Origin of the sequence: Actinoplanes campanulatus (assembly GCF_014647795.1) — a bacterium.
GTDB classification, from domain to species: domain Bacteria; phylum Actinomycetota; class Actinomycetes; order Mycobacteriales; family Micromonosporaceae; genus Actinoplanes; species Actinoplanes campanulatus.
Genome location: NZ_BMPW01000015.1, coordinates 76642 through 96114, shown reverse-complemented (window position 1 = coordinate 96114; position 19473 = coordinate 76642). Strand labels below are relative to the sequence as shown.

17 protein-coding genes are annotated in these 19473 nt (G+C 69.7%); 13 read left to right on the top strand and 4 right to left on the bottom strand.

Translation table 11 applies throughout. The features are described from left to right. Window positions 1-7: 7 nt before the first annotated feature. The gene (locus tag IEZ13_RS27225) at window positions 8-1048 is read right to left on the bottom strand and encodes a GH12 family glycosyl hydrolase domain-containing protein (RefSeq protein ID WP_189285754.1); all 1041 of its coding nucleotides are present in this window, start codon (window positions 1046-1048) and stop codon (window positions 8-10) included. Between the two features lie 179 nt (window positions 1049-1227). Between IEZ13_RS27225 and IEZ13_RS27220 the strand changes: the two genes are divergently transcribed. Both IEZ13_RS27220 and IEZ13_RS27215 read left to right on the top strand, forming a co-directional pair. Then, a complete protein-coding gene (locus tag IEZ13_RS27220; RefSeq protein WP_183218205.1) occupies window positions 1228-3534 on the top strand; it encodes a glycoside hydrolase family 9 protein in 2307 nt (768 codons plus the stop codon). 154 nt (window positions 3535-3688) lie between these two features. Beyond that, window positions 3689-4906, top strand: coding sequence for a pectate lyase (locus IEZ13_RS27215; RefSeq protein WP_183218207.1), 1218 nt, complete (start codon window positions 3689-3691; stop codon window positions 4904-4906). 55 nt (window positions 4907-4961) lie between these two features. Here the strand turns inward: IEZ13_RS27215 and IEZ13_RS27210 are convergent, their stop codons facing one another. Next, window positions 4962-6482 (bottom strand): alpha-N-arabinofuranosidase, encoded by a 1521-nt coding sequence (locus IEZ13_RS27210; protein WP_183218209.1) that lies wholly within the window; start codon window positions 6480-6482, stop codon window positions 4962-4964. A gap of 251 nt (window positions 6483-6733) precedes the next feature. Between IEZ13_RS27210 and IEZ13_RS27205 the strand changes: the two genes are divergently transcribed. Genes IEZ13_RS27205 through IEZ13_RS27190 form a run of 4 tightly spaced genes read left to right on the top strand, consistent with a single transcriptional unit; the run spans window position 6734 to window position 11838 of the window. Continuing rightward, window positions 6734-8023: an ABC transporter substrate-binding protein gene (locus tag IEZ13_RS27205; RefSeq protein ID WP_183218211.1), complete on the top strand. Its 1290-nt coding sequence runs from the start codon at window positions 6734-6736 to the stop codon at window positions 8021-8023. A 2-nt stretch (window positions 8024-8025) separates the two neighbouring features. Beyond that, window positions 8026-9012 (top strand): carbohydrate ABC transporter permease, encoded by a 987-nt coding sequence (locus tag IEZ13_RS27200; protein ID WP_183218213.1) that lies wholly within the window; start codon window positions 8026-8028, stop codon window positions 9010-9012. 2 nt (window positions 9013-9014) lie between these two features. Then, window positions 9015-9839 (top strand): carbohydrate ABC transporter permease, encoded by an 825-nt coding sequence (locus tag IEZ13_RS27195; RefSeq protein WP_183218215.1) that lies wholly within the window; start codon window positions 9015-9017, stop codon window positions 9837-9839. Between the two features lie 34 nt (window positions 9840-9873). Then, complete coding sequence (locus IEZ13_RS27190; RefSeq protein WP_183218217.1) at window positions 9874-11838, top strand: right-handed parallel beta-helix repeat-containing protein; 1965 nt, start codon at window positions 9874-9876, stop codon at window positions 11836-11838. Window positions 11839-11841: 3 nt separating this feature from the next. Here IEZ13_RS27190 and IEZ13_RS27185 read toward each other — a convergent pair whose 3' ends face one another. Continuing rightward, window positions 11842-12678, bottom strand: a complete 837-nt coding sequence (locus IEZ13_RS27185) for a DUF1028 domain-containing protein (RefSeq protein WP_183218219.1) — start codon at window positions 12676-12678, stop codon at window positions 11842-11844. A gap of 169 nt (window positions 12679-12847) precedes the next feature. Between IEZ13_RS27185 and IEZ13_RS27180 the strand changes: the two genes are divergently transcribed. The 6 genes from IEZ13_RS27180 to IEZ13_RS27155 all read left to right on the top strand — a co-directional run bounded on the left by IEZ13_RS27180 (window position 12848) and on the right by IEZ13_RS27155 (window position 18227). Continuing rightward, complete coding sequence (locus IEZ13_RS27180) at window positions 12848-13633, top strand: AfsR/SARP family transcriptional regulator (protein ID WP_183218221.1); 786 nt, start codon at window positions 12848-12850, stop codon at window positions 13631-13633. Between the two features lie 95 nt (window positions 13634-13728). Continuing rightward, window positions 13729-14151, top strand: coding sequence for a hypothetical protein (locus tag IEZ13_RS27175; RefSeq protein ID WP_183218223.1), 423 nt, complete (start codon window positions 13729-13731; stop codon window positions 14149-14151). A 102-nt stretch (window positions 14152-14253) separates the two neighbouring features. Continuing rightward, window positions 14254-15168 (top strand): hypothetical protein, encoded by a 915-nt coding sequence (locus IEZ13_RS27170; RefSeq protein WP_183218225.1) that lies wholly within the window; start codon window positions 14254-14256, stop codon window positions 15166-15168. Next, window positions 15158-16348: a peptidoglycan-binding protein gene (locus tag IEZ13_RS27165; protein WP_183218227.1), complete on the top strand. Its 1191-nt coding sequence runs from the start codon at window positions 15158-15160 to the stop codon at window positions 16346-16348. The genes IEZ13_RS27170 and IEZ13_RS27165 overlap by 11 nt, the downstream gene beginning before the upstream one ends. Continuing rightward, complete coding sequence (locus tag IEZ13_RS27160) at window positions 16345-17016, top strand: ABC transporter ATP-binding protein (RefSeq protein ID WP_183218229.1); 672 nt, start codon at window positions 16345-16347, stop codon at window positions 17014-17016. Before IEZ13_RS27165 ends, IEZ13_RS27160 begins: the two co-directional genes overlap by 4 nt. Beyond that, window positions 17013-18227: an ABC transporter permease gene (locus IEZ13_RS27155; RefSeq protein ID WP_203833873.1), complete on the top strand. Its 1215-nt coding sequence runs from the start codon at window positions 17013-17015 to the stop codon at window positions 18225-18227. Before IEZ13_RS27160 ends, IEZ13_RS27155 begins: the two co-directional genes overlap by 4 nt. A gap of 21 nt (window positions 18228-18248) precedes the next feature. Here IEZ13_RS27155 and IEZ13_RS27150 read toward each other — a convergent pair whose 3' ends face one another. Then, window positions 18249-18881 (bottom strand): MBL fold metallo-hydrolase, encoded by a 633-nt coding sequence (locus IEZ13_RS27150; protein ID WP_183218231.1) that lies wholly within the window; start codon window positions 18879-18881, stop codon window positions 18249-18251. 42 nt (window positions 18882-18923) lie between these two features. Between IEZ13_RS27150 and IEZ13_RS27145 the strand changes: the two genes are divergently transcribed. Beyond that, a complete protein-coding gene (locus IEZ13_RS27145) occupies window positions 18924-19370 on the top strand; it encodes a MarR family winged helix-turn-helix transcriptional regulator (protein ID WP_183218233.1) in 447 nt (148 codons plus the stop codon). Window positions 19371-19473: the final 103 nt, after the last annotated feature.

Below are 19473 nucleotides of genomic sequence, written 5' to 3'. Positions count from 1 at the left end.
CGGCGGGTCAGCTGAAACTCAGGTTGTAACTGTTGGTGGTGAAGGCGGCCTGGCCGGCGGTGCCGGAGATCTCGTAGCCGAACTGGAACTGGCCCAGGGTCACGTCGCCCCACCAGTTGTTGGTGCGCAGCCAGTTCAGCATGGCGAGCACGTTGAGCGTGCCGGAGTTGCTGTTGGACGTGCGGACGAACGAGTAGACCGTGTTGACGCCGTTCGAGCCGCGGTAGATGTTCCAGGTGGCGCCGCCCACGTTGACGTCCCGGGCGGTCGGGACCGCGCCGTTGGAGTCGTACGACTCGGCGATCGGGCCCACCGCGCCCAGCTTGTTGGTCCAGATCATGATCTCGTACGCGTTGTTGTTGGCCCAGATGTCGTACGAGGTCACGAAGTCCCCGCTGGCCGGCACCGTCACGTTGTACGAGCTGTTGAGCGTGCTGAGCGAGCTCAGCGTCCGGTTGAGCGTGTAGCTCACGTTCGGGTAGGACTTGATGCCGCTGGTGCGCGGGTGGTTGGCGATCACGCCCCAGTTGCTCGGCGTCCGGGCCCAGGCCGTCTGCGTGCCGGCGCCGGATCCCCAGATGTTGTTGTAGACGGTGTAGCCGTTGCTGGTCCAGTTGTCCCACTGCCCGGAGCCGGACCAGACCGCGTCGGACGGGACACCGGTGGACGGCGGCGAGGTGGTGGGCGAGGTGGTCGGCGACGTGGTCGGGTTGGTCACGCCGCCGGTGCAGGCGGTTCCGTTGAGGGTGAAGGCGGTGGGCACCGGGTTGCTGCCGGTGGTCCCGTTGGTGGCGATCGAGCCGTTGTAGCCGGCGTTCTTGGCGGTGACCGTCGAGCCGCTCTGGGTGAGGCTGGTGCTCCAGGCCTGGGTGACCGTCTGGCCGGCCGAGTAGGACCAGACCAGCGTCCACGAGGTGAGCGAGCTGCTCACCGTGTAGGCGACCCGGCAGCCGGCGGCGGCGGACGCGGGGAGGGCGGTGGCGACGGCCGCCGCGCTGGTGAGCAGCGCCGCGGCGGTCACGGAGAGCGCGATCTTGCGTCTTCTCATGAGCTTCCCATCTCCGAGGGGGAACCGCACGGCGTCGTCGAAGCGCTTCGACGCGGGGATAGCGACTTTCACGGACGTCTATGCGGCAGTGGGCAGATGCTAACACCGTGGACACAATCTTGAAATTGGGAGCGCTCCCATGCAACGATATTGGTCACTGTCTTGCGAGGTGGGGGCCCATGTTGAAGAAGTTTGCCACGGTCCTGACGGCCGCCGCGCTCAGCGTCGGTCTGCTCGGGACCGCCGTACCGTCCGATGCGGCCGCCGCGCCCTACCGGTACGGCGAAGTGCTCCAGAAATCGCTGCTGTTCTACGAGGCCCAGGTGTCCGGGAAGAAGCCGGCCTGGAACCGGGTGTCCTGGCGCGGCGACTCGGCGATGACCGACGGCGCCGGCGCCGGGCTCGACCTGACCGGTGGCTGGTACGACGCCGGCGACCACGTGAAGTTCGGTCTCCCGATGGCCTTCACCACCACCATGCTGGCCTGGGGCGCCGTGGAGAACCGGGACGCCTACGCCGGCTCCGGGCAGCTCACCCACCTGCTCGACAACCTGCGCGTGCCCAACGACTACTTCATCAAGGCGCACCCCTCGGCCGACGTCCTGTACGGGCAGGTCGGCAAGGGCGACGACGACCACAAGTGGTGGGGACCGGCCGAGGTGCTCCCGATGGCGCGCCCGGCGTACAAGATCGATGCGACCTGTGGTGGCAGTGAGCTGGCGGCGGAGACGGCGGCCGCGATGGCAGCGAGCTCGATGGTCTTCCGCCCGACCGACCCGGCCTATGCGGACACCCTGCTCACGCACGCCAAGCAGCTCTACTCCTTCGCCGACCGGGTGCGGAAGAGCTACCACGAGTGCATCACCGACGCGACGTCGTTCTACCGGTCCTGGAGCGGCTACGCCGACGAGCTGGTGTGGGGCGCGATCTGGCTGCACCGGGCCACCGGCGACGCGACCTACCTGGCCAAGGCCGAGGCGGGGTACGACGCGCAGGGCAACGAGAACCAGACCACCACCAAGATGTACAAGTGGACGATCTCCTGGGACAACAAGCAGTACGGCAACTATGTTCTGCTCGCCCAGTTGACCGGCAAGCAGAAGTACCTCGACGACGCGAACCGCTGGCTCGACTGGTTCACCGTCGGCGTCAACGGTGAGAAGGTCCGCACGTCACCGGGCGGCATGGTGGTCGTCGACTCGTGGGGCGCGCTGCGCTACGCCGCCAACACCGCGTTCGTCGCGCTCGTGCACAGCGACCACCTCAGCGACGCCACCCGTAGGCAGCGCTACCACGACTTCGCGGTGCGGCAGATCAACTACGCCCTCGGCGACAACCCGCGCAGCTCCAGCTACGTGATCGGGTTCGGCGCCAATTCCCCCGAGAACCCCCATCACCGTACGGCGCACGGCTCGTGGTGGGACAGCCAGCAGGTGCCGGTCGAGACCAGACATGTCCTGTACGGGGCACTGGTCGGCGGACCGTCCTCACCGGATGACGCCTACACCGACAACCGTGGCGACTACGTGATGAACGAGGTGGCGACCGACTACAACGCCGGGTTCACCTCGGCCGTGGCCCGGCTGTACGGCGAGTACGGCGGGGCGGCGCTGACCGGTTTCCCGGTCGCTGAGAAGCCGGACATCCCGGAGCTGTCGGTCGAGACGACGATCATGCAGAACGAGACCCGGTCCACCGGGGTGAAGGTGATCGTCTACAACAGATCGGCGTTCCCGGCCCGGGCGCTGACCGCCGGGAAGTTCCGCTACTACTTCACCCGCGACGACGCGTCGGCGTTGCAGATCAGCTCGCCCTACACCCAGGGATGTCCGGGACCGACCACGGCGAAGCAGCACTCCGGTGACGTCTGGTATGTCGAGGTGGACTGCACCGGCTACACCATCGCGCCGGCCGGGCAGTCCGCCCACCGGATGGAGGTGCAGCTCAAGATCGGTGTCGCCGAGGGCGGGGTGTGGGACCCGGCCGACGATCCGTCGTACCGGGCCGCGGCGGGGCCGAACACCGGTGTGCCGCTGTTCGACGGGTCGGCGCTGGTGTGGGGCGCGGTGCCGGACGGCACGAACCCGTCGCCCTCGCCGTCGGTGTCGGTCTCACCTTCCCCGTCGGTGTCGGCCTCCCCGTCAGTGTCGGCCTCCCCGTCTGTGCCGGCCGCCGGATGCCGGATCGCCTACTCCACCAACGACTGGAGCAGCGGTTTCACCGCGACCGTCACGATCACCAACGGGTCCACCGCGGTCAACGGATGGACGCTGGCCTTCCCGTACTCCGCCGGCCAGAAGGTCTCGCAGGCCTGGTCCGCGACGGTCACCCAGTCCGGAACCCAGGTGACCGCCACGAACGCCTCCTGGAACGGGAGTCTGCCCGCGGGCGGCACCGTCAGCTTCGGCTTCAATGCCACCCACACCGGCTCGAACCCGCCGCCCACCGCGTTCACCCTCAACGGCACGGTCTGCACCACGACCTGACACGTCTGAAACTGATCAGCGACGGCGGTGAGGGCCGGAAGGCCCTCACCGCCGTCGCTTGTCTTTTGTATCGATCAGCCTCTATCGTGCCGAGGAAAGCGCTTTCCCCCCGCTTGAAGGCGCGACCCCATCCCCAGATGAAGGTGAGCAACTGATGAAACGTCCAGTCGTCGTACGGTGGATAGCCGTCGGAGCGACCGCGGCCGCGAGTGCCGCGATCGCGCTGGCGATGCCATCGGTCCAGGCGTTCGCCGCCGACAACCTCAGCCTCGGCGCGGGTGCGGACGGCTCCAGCAAGGCCAGCGGCACCAGCTACGGCAACGTCCGGGACGGCGACACCGCCACCTACTGGTCGCCGGCCAGCGCGACCGGCTACGTCTCGGTCAAGTGGAGCAGCGCCACGACGGTGTCCTCGGCCACCATCCGGCAGGCCTCCGGCGGTGGTTCGATCAGCGCCTGGCGCGTGCTCAACGCCGACACCGGCGCCTCCCTGGCCAGCGGCAGCGGCAGCCCGAGCACCATCACGTTCTCCTCGACATCGCTGAAGAAGCTGACCTTCGAGATCACCAGCGCGTCCGCCGCGCCGCGGATCTCCGAGTTCGAGACGTACGCCAGCGGCGGATCGAACCCGACCAGCAGCCCGACCGCGGGCCCGACCACCAGTCCCACCACGGGCCCGACCAGCAACCCGGGCACCCCGACCGGCGCGTGGCCGTCCTCGGCCGGCACGGTGTCGATCTCCGGCACGGTCAACGTCTCCGGCACCTTCGACGGTGGCATGAAGACCTACTGCTGCATCGGTGACGGGTCGCAGAGCGAGTCCCAGGACCCGATGTTCAAGATCGCCAACGGTGGCACCCTGCAGAACGTCATCCTCGGCTCGCCCGCCGGTGACGGCGTGCACTGCGAGGGCACCTGCACGATCCGGAACGTGTGGTGGAACGACATCGGCGAGGACGCCGCGACCTTCAAGGGCACCGGCGGCGGCACCAGCTACGTCATCGGTGGCGGCGCTCGCAACGGCAGCGACAAGACCTTCCAGCACAACGGCAACGGCACGGTCAACATCTCCGGCTTCTACCTGAGCGGCTCCGGCAAGCTGTACCGCGGCTGCGGGAACTGCACCAACTCGTACCAGCGTCACGTCAAGATCGACAACGTGCTGCTGAACGACATCGACATGGTTGCCGGCATCAACAGCAACTGGGGCGACACCGCCACCATCACCCGCGTCACCCTGACCAACGCCTCCAGCGCCACGGTGTGCGGCAAGTACCAGGGTGTGGCCAAGGGCAGCGAGCCGAAGTACCTCGGCGAGGGCTGGAACGACGCCAACTGCAAGGTGACCCAGAGCGACATCACCCGCAGGTAGGCAAGGCGAAACGGGCGCCCACCGCCGGGTGGGCGCCCGTTTCACCGGACCCGGCTCACAGGGTGCCGCTCACGGTGACGAAGGAGTGCGGCGGCAGGTGCACCCGCAGTCGGCCACCGGTCACGGACGCCCCGTCGTACGGCCGTGGCGCCACCGCCGACGGCGACTGGGGGGTGTTGTGGTCCTGCGGCGCCGCGGACGTCAGGATCAGGGCGCGCAGGTCGTGGACCGTGCCGCCGCGCAGGTCGATCTCCACGTCGGCGGGGGAGTCCGCGTCGAGGTTCGACAGCGAGATCAGCAGCCGTCCGTCCTTGCGGCTGGCCGACAGCGAGACGGTCGTCAGCGTCGCGTCGCCGACCGGGCGAGACGGCAGCGGGCCGCGGAGGTCCACCCGCAGCGACGTCGCGTCCTGGTGGCCGCGGTTCATCCGGAAGACGTGGTAGGTGGGGGTGAGGACCATGGCGTGCGTGTCCGGGTCGGTGAGGATCATCGCCTGCAACACGTTGACCGTCTGTGCGATGTTCGCCATCACGAGCCGGTCGGCGTGCCGGTGGAAGAGGTCGAAGTGGACGCTGGCCACCAGCGCGTCGCGCAGCGTGTTCTGCTGGTGGAGGAAGCCGGGGTTGGTGCCGGGCTCGACGTCGAACCATGTGCCCCACTCGTCCAGGACCAGTCCCACGGTCCTGTTCGGGTCGTAGCAGTCCATCACCGCGGCGTGGCCGGCGAGCAGTTCCTCGATCCTGGCCGCGGCCACCATGGTCCGGTAGTACTCGCCGGTGTCGAAGGACGTGGCCGAGCCCTTCTGATCCCAGGTCGGCCCGGTGACTGTGTAGTAGTGCACCGAGAGCGCGTGGAAGGCGGTGCTCGTGACCCGCTTGCAGCCGAGGTGCCCGATCTGCTTCATCAGCGTCTCGGTCCAGGTGAAGTCGTCGGCGTTGGCGCCCGCGGCGATCTTGTAGAGCCGGTTGTCCCCGTGATCCCGGCAGTAGGTGCCGTAACGGCGGGCCTCGTACGCGTACTGGTCGGCGCTCATGTTGCCGCCGCAGCCCCAGGTCTCGTTGCCGAGCCCCCAGAACCGCACCCGCCACGGCTCGTCGCGGCCGTTGGCCCGCCGCAGTCGCGCCATCGGCGAGTCGCCGTCGCGGGTCAGGTACTCGACCCACTCGCTCATCTCCCGGACGGTTCCGGAGCCGACGTTTCCGCTGATGTACGGCTCCGCGCCGAGCATCTCGCACAGGGCCATGAACTCGTGGGTGCCGAAGTGGTTGTTCTCCTCGACGCCGCCCCAGTGCGTGTTGACCATCGTGGGGCGTTCGGAGCGGGGCCCGATGCCGTCCTGCCAGTGGTACTCGTCGGCGAAACAGCCGCCCGGCCAGCGCAGATTCGGGATGCCCAACTCCCGCAACGCCTCGACGACGTCGAGGCGGATGCCGCCCTCGTTCGGGACGGCCGAGTCCTCGCCGACGTAGAACCCGCCGTAGACGCAGCGGCCCAGATGTTCGGCGAAGTGCCCGTACACATGCCGGTTGATCTTCGGGCCGTCGAGGTCCACGTTGATGACGGCTTCGATGGTCATGCGCTGCCCTCCGCGAGAGTGGCACTCAGTTTAAGCCGTTTCCTTCGGAAGTCCAGCGAAAGTTCCGTCAGGTTCCGGCGGCTCCGGTTCTCTCCTGCGCCATATTTGCGGCGGTAATCAGGCGATTGCCGTTACGTACGTGTGACATCGGGTCATGCTGAACGCCTTGACAGGGCCCCTCTCTCTTCCTAGCTTTGGCGGCATCTTCCGGAATTACTCCGAAACTTTCGGTAGCGAGAGATGAGGCTTTCATGACATATAAGAGGACCCTCGCGGTGGCTGCCGCGGTAGCACTGGCCGCCATGGGACTGGCCGGCTGCACCGGCGACGACGACGGCGGCTCGGACGCGGGCGGCAACGTCACGATGGACTTCTGGCACAACGCCACCACCGGTCCCGGCAAGGCCTTCTGGGACAAGACGGTGGCCGACTTCCAGACCGCCCACCCGAACGTCAAGATCAAGATCCAGCAGGTGCAGAACGAGGACCTGGACGGCAAGCTCCAGACCGCCCTGAACTCCGGCTCGGCGCCCGACATCTTCCTCCAGCGCGGCGGCGGCAAGATGGCCGCGATGGTCGAGGCGGGCCAGCTCAAGGACATCACCGCCGACATCACCGCCGAGACCAAGCAGGCGGTCGGCGAGGCAGCCCTGAAGACCGGGCAGGTCGACGGCAAGGCGTACGCCGTACCGGTATCGATCCTGCCGGGGGGTCTCTGGTACAGCAAGGACGTCTTCCAGAAGGCGGGAGTCACCACCCCGCCGACCACACTCGACGAGCTCAACCAGGCCGTCACCAAGCTCAAGGCCAACGGTACGCCGATCGCCCTCGGCGCCAAGGACGCCTGGCCAGCCGCCCACTGGTACTACTTCTTCGCGCTGCGTGCCTGCGCGCCGGCCGCGCTCGACGCCGCCGCCAAAGACAAGAACTTCAGCGATCCCTGCTGGACCACGGCCGGCGAGAACCTCAAGGCGTTCGCCGACACCAAACCGTTCAACGAGGGCTTCCTGACCACCTCCGCCCAGCAGGGCGCGGGCAGCTCGGCCGGCCTGGTGGCCAACTACAAGGCGAGCATGGAACTGATGGGCGCGTGGGACCCGGGCGTCATCGCGTCGCTCACCAAGGACACCAAGCCGCTGCCCGACCTGGGCTTCTTCCCGTTCCCGGCGGTCCCCGGCGGCCAGGGCGACCCGGCCGCGATCATGGGCGGCACCGACGGCTACTCCTGCTCGGCCGACGCGCCCAAGGAGTGCTCCGACTTCCTCAACTACATCCTCACCAAGGACGTGCAGGAGGGCTACTACAAGGCCTTCAACGCGCTGCCGGTCAGCAAGGAGGCCCAGGGCGCGGTCACCGAGGACTACCTCAAGGCCGTTCTCGACGCCTACAACAAGGCGCCGTTCGTCTCGCTGTGGCTCGACACCATCTACGGCCAGAACGTGGGCAACGCCCTGAACGTCGGCGTGGTCAACCTGCTCGCCGGCAAGGGTGACGTCGCCGGGATCATCCAGGCCGTGAACGACGCGGCCAAGAAGGGCTGATAGTGGCCGGCAGCTTCACAGTCGCCGACCGGGTCCGCGACGGGGGCGGCGTAAAGCCGGCGCCCCCGGCGCGGCCCCGCCGGCGCGGCATCGGCTGGGCTCAGCGACTCGAGATCGCGGTGCTCTCCGGCCCCGCGATCCTCATGTTCGCCGGCTTCGTCATCTTCCCGGTGCTGATGGCCGCCTACTACGGCTTCTACCGGTGGAAGGGCTTCGGGCCGCCAACCGACTTCGTCGGCCTCGACAACTACCGGACCATCCTGGCGGACACCGCGTTCCACGAGGCGCTGCTGCACAACGGCCAGATCGTCGTGCTGTCGCTGCTGATTCAGGGCCCGATCGCCGTCGGCCTCGCCCTGCTGCTCAACCACCGGATGCGCGGCCAGTCGATCATCCGGATCCTCATCTTCGTCCCGTACGTGATCTCCGAGGTCATCGTCGGGACCGCCTGGAGTCTCATGCTCCAGACCAACGGCGCCGTCAACGACGTCCTGCGGTCGATCGGCCTCGGCTGGCTGGCCGAGGACTGGCTCGCGAATCCCGAACTCGCCCTCTGGACCCTGATGCTGATCCTCACCTGGAAGTACATCGGATTCGCGGTGATCCTCTTCCTGGCCGGCATGCAGAACATCCCGGAGGAGCTGTCCGAGGCGGCCGCGGTCGACGGCGCCACCTACTGGCAGACGCAGTGGCGGGTCACCCTGCCGCTGCTCGGCCCGACCATCCGGATCTGGGCGTTCCTGTCGATCATCGGCGCCCTACAGCTGTTCGACCTCGTCTACATCATCTGGGGCCAGTACGTCGCGTCGACCGCCGGCACCTCGACGATGGCGACGTACATGGTCGCCGAGGGCCGCAACGCCGGCAACTACGGGTACGGCAACGCCGTGGCCGTGGTCCTCTTCCTCATCTCGATGCTCATCGCCCTCGTCTACCAGCGTTTCGTCCTGCGCCGGGACACCGAGGGCGCGCTCACCGGAGGACGGTAGCAATGGCCAAGCCACGGCAGGGCAATCCGGCCGTCTACGTCGGCGTCCTGATGCTCATCGGGCTGATGCTCGGGCCCGTCCTCTACATCATCATCGGCGGCTTCCGGACCAACTCGCAGATCACCACCGATCCGGCGGGCCTGCCGGACCCGTGGGTGTTCAGCAACTACACCGACGTGCTGGCCGGCGAGACCTTCTGGCGCCAGGTCGGCAACTCGACGATCGCGGCGGTCATCACCACCATCGGCGTCGTCGGGCTGGGGGTGATGGCGAGCTACGTGCTGGCCCGCTACCGGTTCCGCGGCCGGGGAGTGATGTACGCCCTGTTCGCCGCCGGTCTCATGTTCCCCGCGACGGTCGCCATCACGCCGCTCTACATCCTGATCAAGAACCTGGGCCTGGTGAACACGCTGCCCGGCGTGATCCTGCCCCAGATCGCCTTCGGGCTGCCCACCACCATCATCATCCTGGTCCCGTTCCTGCGGGCCATCCCCCGGGAGATCGAGGAGGCCGCAGCCATCGACCAGTGCAGCCGGCTCGGCTTCTTCTGGCGAATGGTGCTCCCGCTCTCGGTGCCGGGCCTGATCACCACCGGCATCCTCGCGTTCGTGAACAGCTGGAACAGCTACCTGCTGCCGCTGTTCATCCTGAACGATCAGGAGACCTTCACCCTGCCCCTGGGCGTGCAGGCGTTCGCGTCGGAATATTCGGTCGACACGGCCAAGGTTCTCGCGTTCACCTCATTGTCGATGATTCCGGCGCTGGTGTTCTTCAGCCTCTTCGAACGCCGCATCGTCGGTGGCCTCACCGGCGCGGTCAAGGGATGAGCCGACCCAAGTTGACGACAGAAAGGCATCCGACATGACATCGCTGCATGTGGCGACCACCGGATCCGACGACGGTGACGGCTCGCCGGAGCGGCCGTTCCGGAGCATCAACCGGGCCGCCGCCCTGGCCCGGCCCGGCGACACCGTGATCGTGCACGCCGGCGAGTACCGCGAGTGGGTCACACCCCGGCGGGGCGGCCTCAGCGACAACCGCCGCATCACCTACCAGGCCGCCGACGGCGAGCACGTCGTCATCAAGGGCTCCGAGCGGATCACCGGCTGGGAGAACGACGGCGGGACGGTGTGGCGGGCGAGCGTGCCCAACACGCTCTTCGGCGACTTCAATCCGTACGCCGAGGAGCTCGCCGGAGACTGGGTCGTGCACGACGGCAAGGAGCCCCGCAAGCACCTGGGCGACGTCTACCTCAACGGCCTCAGCTTCTACGAGGCCGGCTCACGCGCCGAGGTGTCCGCCCCGGAGAAGCGCACCGAGGTGATCGACAACTGGACCAGCGTCACCGACCGGGTCCGCAACCCGGAGCAGACCCTGCTGGTCTGGTATGCCGAGGTCGGCACCGAGACCACCACCATCTGGGCGAACTTCCAGGGCGCGGACCCGAACACCGAACTCGTCGAGATCAACGTACGCCGGTCGGTGTTCTACCCGCTCGTGCCGCACCTGGACTACATCACCGTGCGCGGCTTCGAACTCGCGCAGGCGGCCACCCCGTGGACGCCGCCCACCGCCGACCAGCCGGGCCTCATCGGCCCGAACTGGGCCAAGGGCTGGATCATCGAGGACAACGTCATCCACGACGCGAAATGCTCGGCGATCTCGATCGGCAAGGAGGCCTCCACCGGCCACAACTGGGCCACCGAACGCGGCGACAAGCCCGGCTACCAGTACCAGCTGGAGGCGGTCTTCTCGGCCCGGCAGATCGGCTGGGACCGAGAGCACATCGGCTCGCACGTGATCCGCCGCAACCACATCTACGACTGCGGGCAGAACGGCATCGTCGGTCACCTCGGCTGCGTCTTCTCCACCATCGAGGACAATCACATCCACCACATCGCGATCAAACGCGAGTTCTACGGGTACGAGATCGGCGGCATCAAACTGCACGCCGCCATCGACGTGGAGATCCGCCACAACCGGATCCACGACTGCTCGCTCGGCACCTGGCTGGACTGGCAGACCCAGGGCACCCGCGTCTCCCGCAACGTCTACCACGACAACAACCGGGACCTGTTCATCGAGGTCAGCCACGGGCCGTACCTCGTCGACCACAACATCCTCGCGTCGCCCGCGTCGCTGGAGCTGTGGAGCCAGGGCGGGGCGTTCGTCAACAACCTGCTCTGCGGCACGGTGTGGGTGGAGCCGGTGATGGACCGGGCCACGCCCTACCACCGGCCACACAGCACGCAGGTGGCCGGCTACGCGTTCATCGTCGGCGGCGACGACCGGTGGATCGGCAACCTGTTCGTCGGCGGCGACCCGGACACGGCGTACGGTGCCCTGCCCGAAGGCATGTCCCCGGCCTGTGCCGGCACCGTCGGCTACGACGCCTGTCCGGCGTCGTTCGAGGAGTACCTCCAGCGCATCGACGAACAGCCGCAGGGCGACCACCAGAAATTCCTCAACATCAAACAGGCCGTGTACGCCCGGAGCAACGTCTACGCCGCCGGCGCCCGCCCGTTCGCCGGTGAACGGGACCCGGTGACCCTGGGCGGCGCGTCCGCCACGGTCGTCACCGAGGGCGACGAGGTCTACCTGGTGACCGACCTGCCGGACGGCTTCGACGGCGCAGGCCTCGCCCCGATCGGCGGCCGCGACCTGCAACGGGCCCGGTTCGCCGACGCCGAGTTCGAGGAGCGGGACGGCACCCCCGCCGTCATCGACACCGACCTGACCGGCCTTCGCAAAGAGCAGGGCCGGACGTACGCGGCGGGCCCGCTCGCCGGCCTCACCGCGGGAAGCGGCCGCCTACGCGTCTGGTGACCGTCACACCCCGCCCGCGCGGAGCTGGGCCAGCACCAGCGGATCGATCGCGCCCGCCACGATCCGCTCCTCGAGATTCTCGATGCCGGCCCAGCTCGCCAGCGCCTCGTCCAGGTCGGCCCCGGTGTGACCGGCCTCGGCGAGCCGCGCCCGCACCTCGCCGGCGATGTCACCGGTGAGCGGGATCAGCGTGGCCGGGTCGGGGCGCTCGAAGTAGAGCGTGTGCAGCTCCAGCAGGCGGCCCAGCTCGGCGACCGGATCCGGGTGGTCGTCGACGCGCAGGTCGGCGAGGACGTCGCTGGTGCCGCCGTAGCCCATGCCCTTCGCCACGACGAGCAGGGCGGCGCTCTGCCGGCCGCGCCGGTCGCCGCCGGCCACGTCACCGGCGCGCAGCGCGCCGAACAGCCGGTACTGGAACCGTGGCTGAGCCGCGCCGCCCAGCCAGGCGGCCTCCATGTCGGCGACCACCCGCGGCCCGGCCAGCATGTTGCCCTGGATCGCGTAGCCGTCGCCGGCCACGCCGCCCGCCCACGGATGACAGTCGTCACCGGTGAAGGTGGCGCCCGGCCCGTCCGTGCCGACCACGCCGACCTGCCGGTGCCCGACCGGGCCGGCGTCGCCGGCGATCAGCGCCCGCACCGTGCCGGTCGCGGCCACGCCGGTGCCGAGCAGCGCCAGCGCCTGCGGGCGATAGGCGAGATTCGCGTACGACTGGGTGGCGACCGCGCCGACATCGGCGAGGGCGGCCGGAACCGCCGCACCGGCGCCGAGGAATCTGCTGGCCACCGCGACGCCGAGGGTGGTGCCGTCGGCGGAGCGGGCAACGATCGAGAAGGTCATGCCGAGACGGTAGCCGCACCGGAATCGACGGGAACAGCTCGCGTGATGCTCTGTTACCGACGGGTCACCACGGCGGCCGTCCTCTGTGTATTCTCCGTGCTCGATGTGCACATCGATGCCTATCGAGGCTGGAGTCTGCACGATGAACGGGGATCAAGAACGGCTTGACGTGGGGATTCTCGGACCGGTCGAGATCCTGAGGCCCAACGGGGTGAAGGTCGGCCTCCAGTTGCAGTGCCGCAAGGTGCTGGCGCTCCTGGTCGTGGCGGCCGGGCGGCCGGTGTCCACCGGCCAGCTGGTCCGATCGATCTGGGGCGACAGCCGGCCGTCCCACGCGCCGCAGATGGTGCGCTCGCACATCCGGGTGCTGCGCGGCGCCCTGCGGCACGAGACGGAGCGGACTCTGCCGACGAGCGCGGCGGGTTACCGGATCGCACCGGACCGGTGCGCCGTCGACGCCTACCGGTTCCGCGAGCTGCTGGACGAGGCGCGGCGCCGGTGGCCACGGGATCCCGCCGGTGCGGCCCGAACCGCCCACGCGGCGCTCGATCTGTGGCGCGGCGCCGACGCCATGCCGGACGTGGTGGAGGTGCATTCGCTGCGCGCCGAGGCCGCCTATCTGGAGGAACTGCGCTTCCAGGCGGAGGAGACGCTGGTACTGGCCAGCCTGGAGTCGGGGCAGACCGAGTTCGCCCTGCCCCGGGCCCGGCGGCTGGCCGAGCTCCATCCGAACCGCGAACGGTTCTGGTTGCAGCTGATGGTCGCCGAGGCGCTCAGCGGGCGGCTGGTGGAGGCCACCTCCATCACGTTCCGGCAGGCCCGCCACCATCTGGTGAAGGAGACCGGCCTGCACGCGCCGGGCCTCGAACGGCTCCAGCGGGAACTGCTCCGGGGCGGCCGGTCGACCGAGCAGCTCCTGAATTTGATCACCCAGAGCCCGCGCAGCGTCGCCTGACGTTACTTATGCCCGGCTTGCCGCGGAACCTACGGGGCGGTCCGAGGCTCATGGGAAGGCGGAGCGACCCGCTCCGCACGGGGAAGGGAGACAGGTTGTCTCAGGTCAGTTCGACCGCGCGCTGGGTGCGCGCGGCAGCCGTCACCGGCTTGGCGTCCAGCGCCGTCCTGTTCGCGACGTCGGCACCGGCATCCGCGAACACCAACTTCAACGGCACCTGCGAGCCCTCCGAGTCCTGCATCTGGCAGGGCGACATCTGGGAGATCGCCGGCTGGGACTACGAGGGCACCGACACGAACCTCAGCAACAACTACTACCCGAGAACCGGCGCTCTGGTCGACAACAACAGCCGCGGGCTCACGTCCAGGGGCAGCTCGTGCACCGCGGCGTGGGGCAACAACTACGGCAGCATCTCCAACAGCACCAAGGTCATCAGGATCGTCCCCGGCGGTGTGGGACGGACCCTGATCGACACCACCTACGACAGGGTCATGTCCACGCACACGTGGTCGTGCTGATCGCGGGGCCGCGACAGTGACGGAAGCCGGCGGGGTGGCACACGCGCCGTCCCGCCGGCGACCGAGGCGGGAAGAACGGGAAACGACGAGTGGAGCGTACCGATGAAACGTGTTCTCGCCGCGGCCATGGTGGCGGCCGGTGTCCTGGCGACCGCCGGATGCTCCGGTGACCGGGACGGCCGGGACGGGTCGCCGGCGTCCGCCGCCTCGCTCCCGCCGCCCACGGTGACCGCCACGCCGTCGGTGTCGAACCTGAACGACGTGAAGCTGCCGCTGGACCGCTACACCACGACGATCGACCAGTTGATCGACCTCGACTACGCCTCCAAGGCGGTGGCCGCGGACTGCATGAAACGGTTCGGCATCACCTGGAAGTTCGGTGAGCGCGCCGAGCTCAACGCGCTGCGGGACCGGACGAACCGGCTGGGCCTGATCGACGAGGCGGTGGCGAAGCGGGCCGGGTATCACGACGATCCCGAGCGCGCCGGCGACTACACGCAGACCGACCGCGACCGCACGACCCTCAGCGACGACCAGGCCATCGTCCTGCTGGGCGCCACACCGGGCGAGAAGGCGCCGGACGGCGTACCGGAAGGGGGTTGTCTCGGTGAAGGTCACCGCAAGATCGCCTGGAACCTCGACGAGGACGCCTGGCTCGAGGACCTGACGAACGAGGCGGCCGCGCGCACCTTCGCCGACGATCGCGCGCTCAAGGTGGCCGCCGCCTGGAGCGCCTGCATGAAGACGTCCGGTTACCGCTACGCCAAGCCGGACGACGCGAACAACGACGCGCGCTGGTGGAAGGACGACAAGGGCGCCGCCTCCAGAGCCGAGATCAGCACCGCTGTCGCGGACGTGCGCTGCAAGCGGAAGGTCGGCTACCTCGACCAGATGACCTCGATCCTGAGCGCCTACCAGCAGCAGATCGTGGAGGTCAACGCGGAGCGGCTGGAGACCGCCCACCAGCACACCCAGGAAGCGCTGAAGAACGCGGCGGCGGTGCTGAGTGGACGGTAGCCCGGCTCCCGCCGAACCGTTGCGCGGGCGGCGCCGGTTCCTGATCGGTGTGGTCACCGGGGCGGTGGTGATGGCGATCGCCGGTCTGGGCGCCTCCACCCTGATCAAGTCGCCGCAGCAGGCCGCCGCCGAGGCCGCCCCGCCCGGGCCGAGCCTGATCACGGCGACCGTGGAACGGCGCGTGCTGCGGCAGGCGGTGGTGCTGCGGGGCACCGTCGAACCGGATCGGGCGCTCGACGTCCGGCCGGTGCCCGGTGCGGGCCGGGCCGTCATCTCACGGCGCACGGTCAAGGCGGGCGCCCGGGTCGAGGCGGGCACGGTGCTGGCGGAGATCTCCGGGCGGCCGGTCATCGCCCTCAAAGGTGTCGTGCCGCCGTACCGGGACATCCACCGGGGAATGAAGGGCTCGGACGTCGACCAGTTGCAGGCGGCGCTGAGCGGGCTGGGTTACCGCGTCACCGACCGGGACGGCGTCTTCGGCGCCTCCACCGAACGCGCGATCCGCAAGATGTACCAGGCTCGTGACTACGACCCGCCGGTCGAGGAGGCGGAACAGCCGGACCCGACCGCGGCGCCGAGCGCGTCACCCACGACGGCCGCGAGCCGCCCCGCCTACCTGCCGATGAGCGAGGTCTACTACGTCAGGTCGCTGCCCGCCCGGGTGTCCGCGGTCAAGGCCGGGCTGGGCGCCGAGGTCCGGGACGCGATCCTGACCCTCTCGGTGGGCGACATGGTGGTCCGCGGCAGCCTCGCGCCCGCCGACCGGGAACTGGTGGAGACCGGCATGCCGGTGCAGATCCTCAATGAGACCACCGGGCGTACCGTCACCGGCGAGGTCGCGTCGATCGGCGACCTGAGGCCGGGCGGCGGAGCCGAGGCCGGCCACCCGATCACGGTGGGCGCCACGAAGGCGCTCCCGTCGAACTTCGCCGGCGAGGACGTACGCCTCACCGTCACCGCCGCCACCACCGGGCAGGCCGTCCTCGTCGTACCGGTCTCGGCGATCTTCTCGGCCGCGGACGGCTCGACCCAGGTGCTCCGGGTGCCGGAGGGCGACCGGCGCCGTTCGGTCACCGTCCGGACCGGCGCGTCCGCCGGCGGATTCGTCGAGGTCAGCGGCGACGGGCTCACCGAAGGCGACCGGGTCGCGGTCGGCGGCATTCCGGACGGTACGGGGTGACGGCGCCGCCGGTCGTCGAGTTCGCCCGGGTGACCCGCTCCTATCCCGGCCCACCCCCGGTGCTGGCGCTGCGGGAGGCCGACCTGACCGTCGCCGCGGGGGAGTACGTGTCCGTGACCGGCCCGTCCGGTTCCGGCAAGTCCACCTTCCTCAACCTGGTGGGCCTACTCGACCGTCCGGACGGCGGCGTGTACCGCCTCGACGGCATCGACACCGCCGCCCTCCCCGACGCCGACCGGACCGCGCTGCGCGGACGGCGCATCGGCTTCGTGTTTCAGTCGTTCCACCTGCTGCGGCACCGGTCGGTGCTGGAGAACGTCAAGCTGGCCATGATCTACACGGCGGTGAGCCGGCGGGCCCGGACCGGCCTCGCCCTCGAGACCCTCGACCGGGTCGGTCTCACCCAGCGGGCGTACGCCCGGGCCGGTCACCTGTCCGGCGGCGAGGCACAGCGGGTGGCGATCGCCCGGGCCCTGGTGAACCGCCCGTCCCTGCTGCTCTGCGACGAGCCGACCGGCAACCTGGACAGCGCCAACGCGGCGGCCGTGCTCGCGCTCATCGGCGAACTGAACGGCGCCGGCCTGACGGTCCTCATGGTCACGCACGACCAGCAGGTCGCGGCGCGGGCGTACCGCTCGGTCCTGATCAAGGACGGGGTCCTCCGGTGAGCCGGGCGAAGCGGATGGTGCCGGCCACCCGGCTGAGCCCGCTGGACGTGATCGACGAGGCCGTCGCCGGCATGCTGGCCCGGCCGGGACGGGCCGCCCTGACCGTGCTCGGCACCCTGCTCGGCGTCGCGGCGTTCGTCACCGTCCTCGGCCTGACCACCACCGTCGAGGGGCAGATCAGCAACCGCTTCACCGCGCTGGTCGCCACCGAGGTGATCGTTCAGGACACCGCCGACCGCTCCGATGACGGACCGGCGTTCCCGGACGACGCGGAACGACGGCTGACCGCGCTGAACGGGGTGCACAGCGCCGGTGTGGTGTGGGAGGTGACGGATGCCGGACCGCTCGGCGCCCGCCGGCCGACCGCCCCGGAACCCGGCGAGGACGTGAAGGTGCTCGCCGCCTCACCCGGATACCTGCGCGCCATCCACGCGCGCCTCGCCGCCGGCCGGATCTTCGACCCCTGGCACGACGCCGAACACCAGCGGGTCGTGGTGCTGGGCTCCGGCGCGGCCGGCCGGCTGGGCGTCACCTGGATCGACGAACAGCCGGCGGTCTTCATCGGCGGCACCCCGTTCACCGTCATCGGCATCGTCGACGACGTCGACCGTGAAGCCGGCACCCTGCTCGGGGCCGTGGTCCCGGCCGGCACGGCGGAGGCCGTCTGGGGCGCGGGCACCGGGGCGCGGGCGATCATCGACACCGAGATCGGCGCCGCCCGGCAGGTCGGTGACGAGGCGCCGCTGGCCCTGCGGCCCGAGGACCCGGGCCGGTTCAGGACGGTCACGCCGCCCGACCCGCGCCAGTTGCGGGAGGGCGTGGACACCGACCTCGGCACGCTGTTCCTCGCCCTCGCCGCCGTCTGCCTGCTCATCGGCGCGGTCGGCATCGCCAACACCACCCTGGTGGCGGTCCTGGAACGGGTCGGCGAGATCGGCCTGCGGCGTGCCCTCGGCGCCCGCCGACGCCACGTGGCCGCCCACTTCCTCGCCGAATCCGGCACCCTCGGCCTGATCGGCGGCCTCATCGGCACCAGTGTGGGCGTCGCCGCCGTGGTGGCCGTCGCCTTCTTCCGGGAATGGACCCCGATCCTCCAGCCGGCCACGGTCCTGCCCGCCCCGCTGGTCGGCGCGCTCACCGGTCTCGTGGCCGGTCTCTACCCGGCGTGGCGGGCGACCCGGATCGAACCCGCCGACGCCCTCCGCCGCTGACTACACAGCTTTGCTGTGTTGTCAGACGTCGGTGGACTCGCCGGCGGGCAGGATCTCCAGGGGCAGGCCGGTGAGGCCCTTCTCGCCGAGCAGCATGCGTGCCGAGTTCTGCCCCAGCTCGCTGAGCATCAGCTCGTGCACCTGGATCATCCGGGCCGGGTGGACCGCCCGGACGAACTCGGCGGCCTCGCCGAACTTCGTCCACGGGCCGCTGGTCGGCAGCAGCAGCGTCTCGACGCGTGCTTCGGGCACCCGGTACGAGTCGCCGGGGTGGAACACCCGCCCCTCGATCAGGTAGCCGACGTTGTCGACCGGCGGAATGTCCTCGTGGATGAGGGCGTGCCGCTCGCCGTGCACCGCCACCTGGAAACCGGCCACCTCGAGGAGGTCGCCGGACCGGACGGTGACGGCGCGCCCGCCCAGCCTCTCCCGCACCGCGGCCGGGCCGTGGACGCGCAGCTCCGGCCGCCGGTCCAACTCCGCCGCCAGTGCGGCCTCGTCGAAGTGGTCGAAGTGCTCGTGGGTCACCAGCACCGCGGTCGCCGCCGCGATCAGCTCCGCCGCGTCCGGGGTGAACGTCCCCGGATCGATGAGCAGCGTGCCGTCGCAGCCGGTGAGCGTGACGCAGGCGTGGGCGTGTTTGGTCAGCTGCATGTCGCCTCCTCGATTTGTACAGCGACACTGTACTGTTTCGGTATGAGCGCGCACCCGGCAGAGGAACTCGCCGAACGGCTTCGGCAGTCGATCGGCCGTTTCGTGCGGACCACCCGGGCGGGCGCCGACACACTGCCCCCGACCCGGGCGGAGGCGCTGGGCGTCCTGCTGCGGGAGGGGCCGCAGACCATCGCCCGACTGGCCGCCCGGCGCGGCGTCAAGCATCAGAGCATGAGCCGCACCGTCGGGGAGTTGGAAGCGCTCGGCCTGGTCGGGCGCGCGGCCAGCCCGGATGACGGCCGGGCCGTCGTGATCACCCTGACCGAAGCCGGCACGGCCGCGCTGGAGTCCGACCGGGTGACCCGCCGGCGGCTGATGGCCGACGCCGTCACGACCCGGCTGAGTCCCGCCGAGCGGGAGATGCTCAACGTCGTGCCGCTGCTGCTGGACCGGCTCTCGGCCGCCATCGAGCAGCACCCGGACCGATAGTGGGCGCCTTCATGTTAGCGATATCAGCATATTGAGAGAATCGGTTCCAGAAACTGTTATCTGGACCCGTCTTGCCTGGTCGCAGCCGTATTGATTGGCTCTG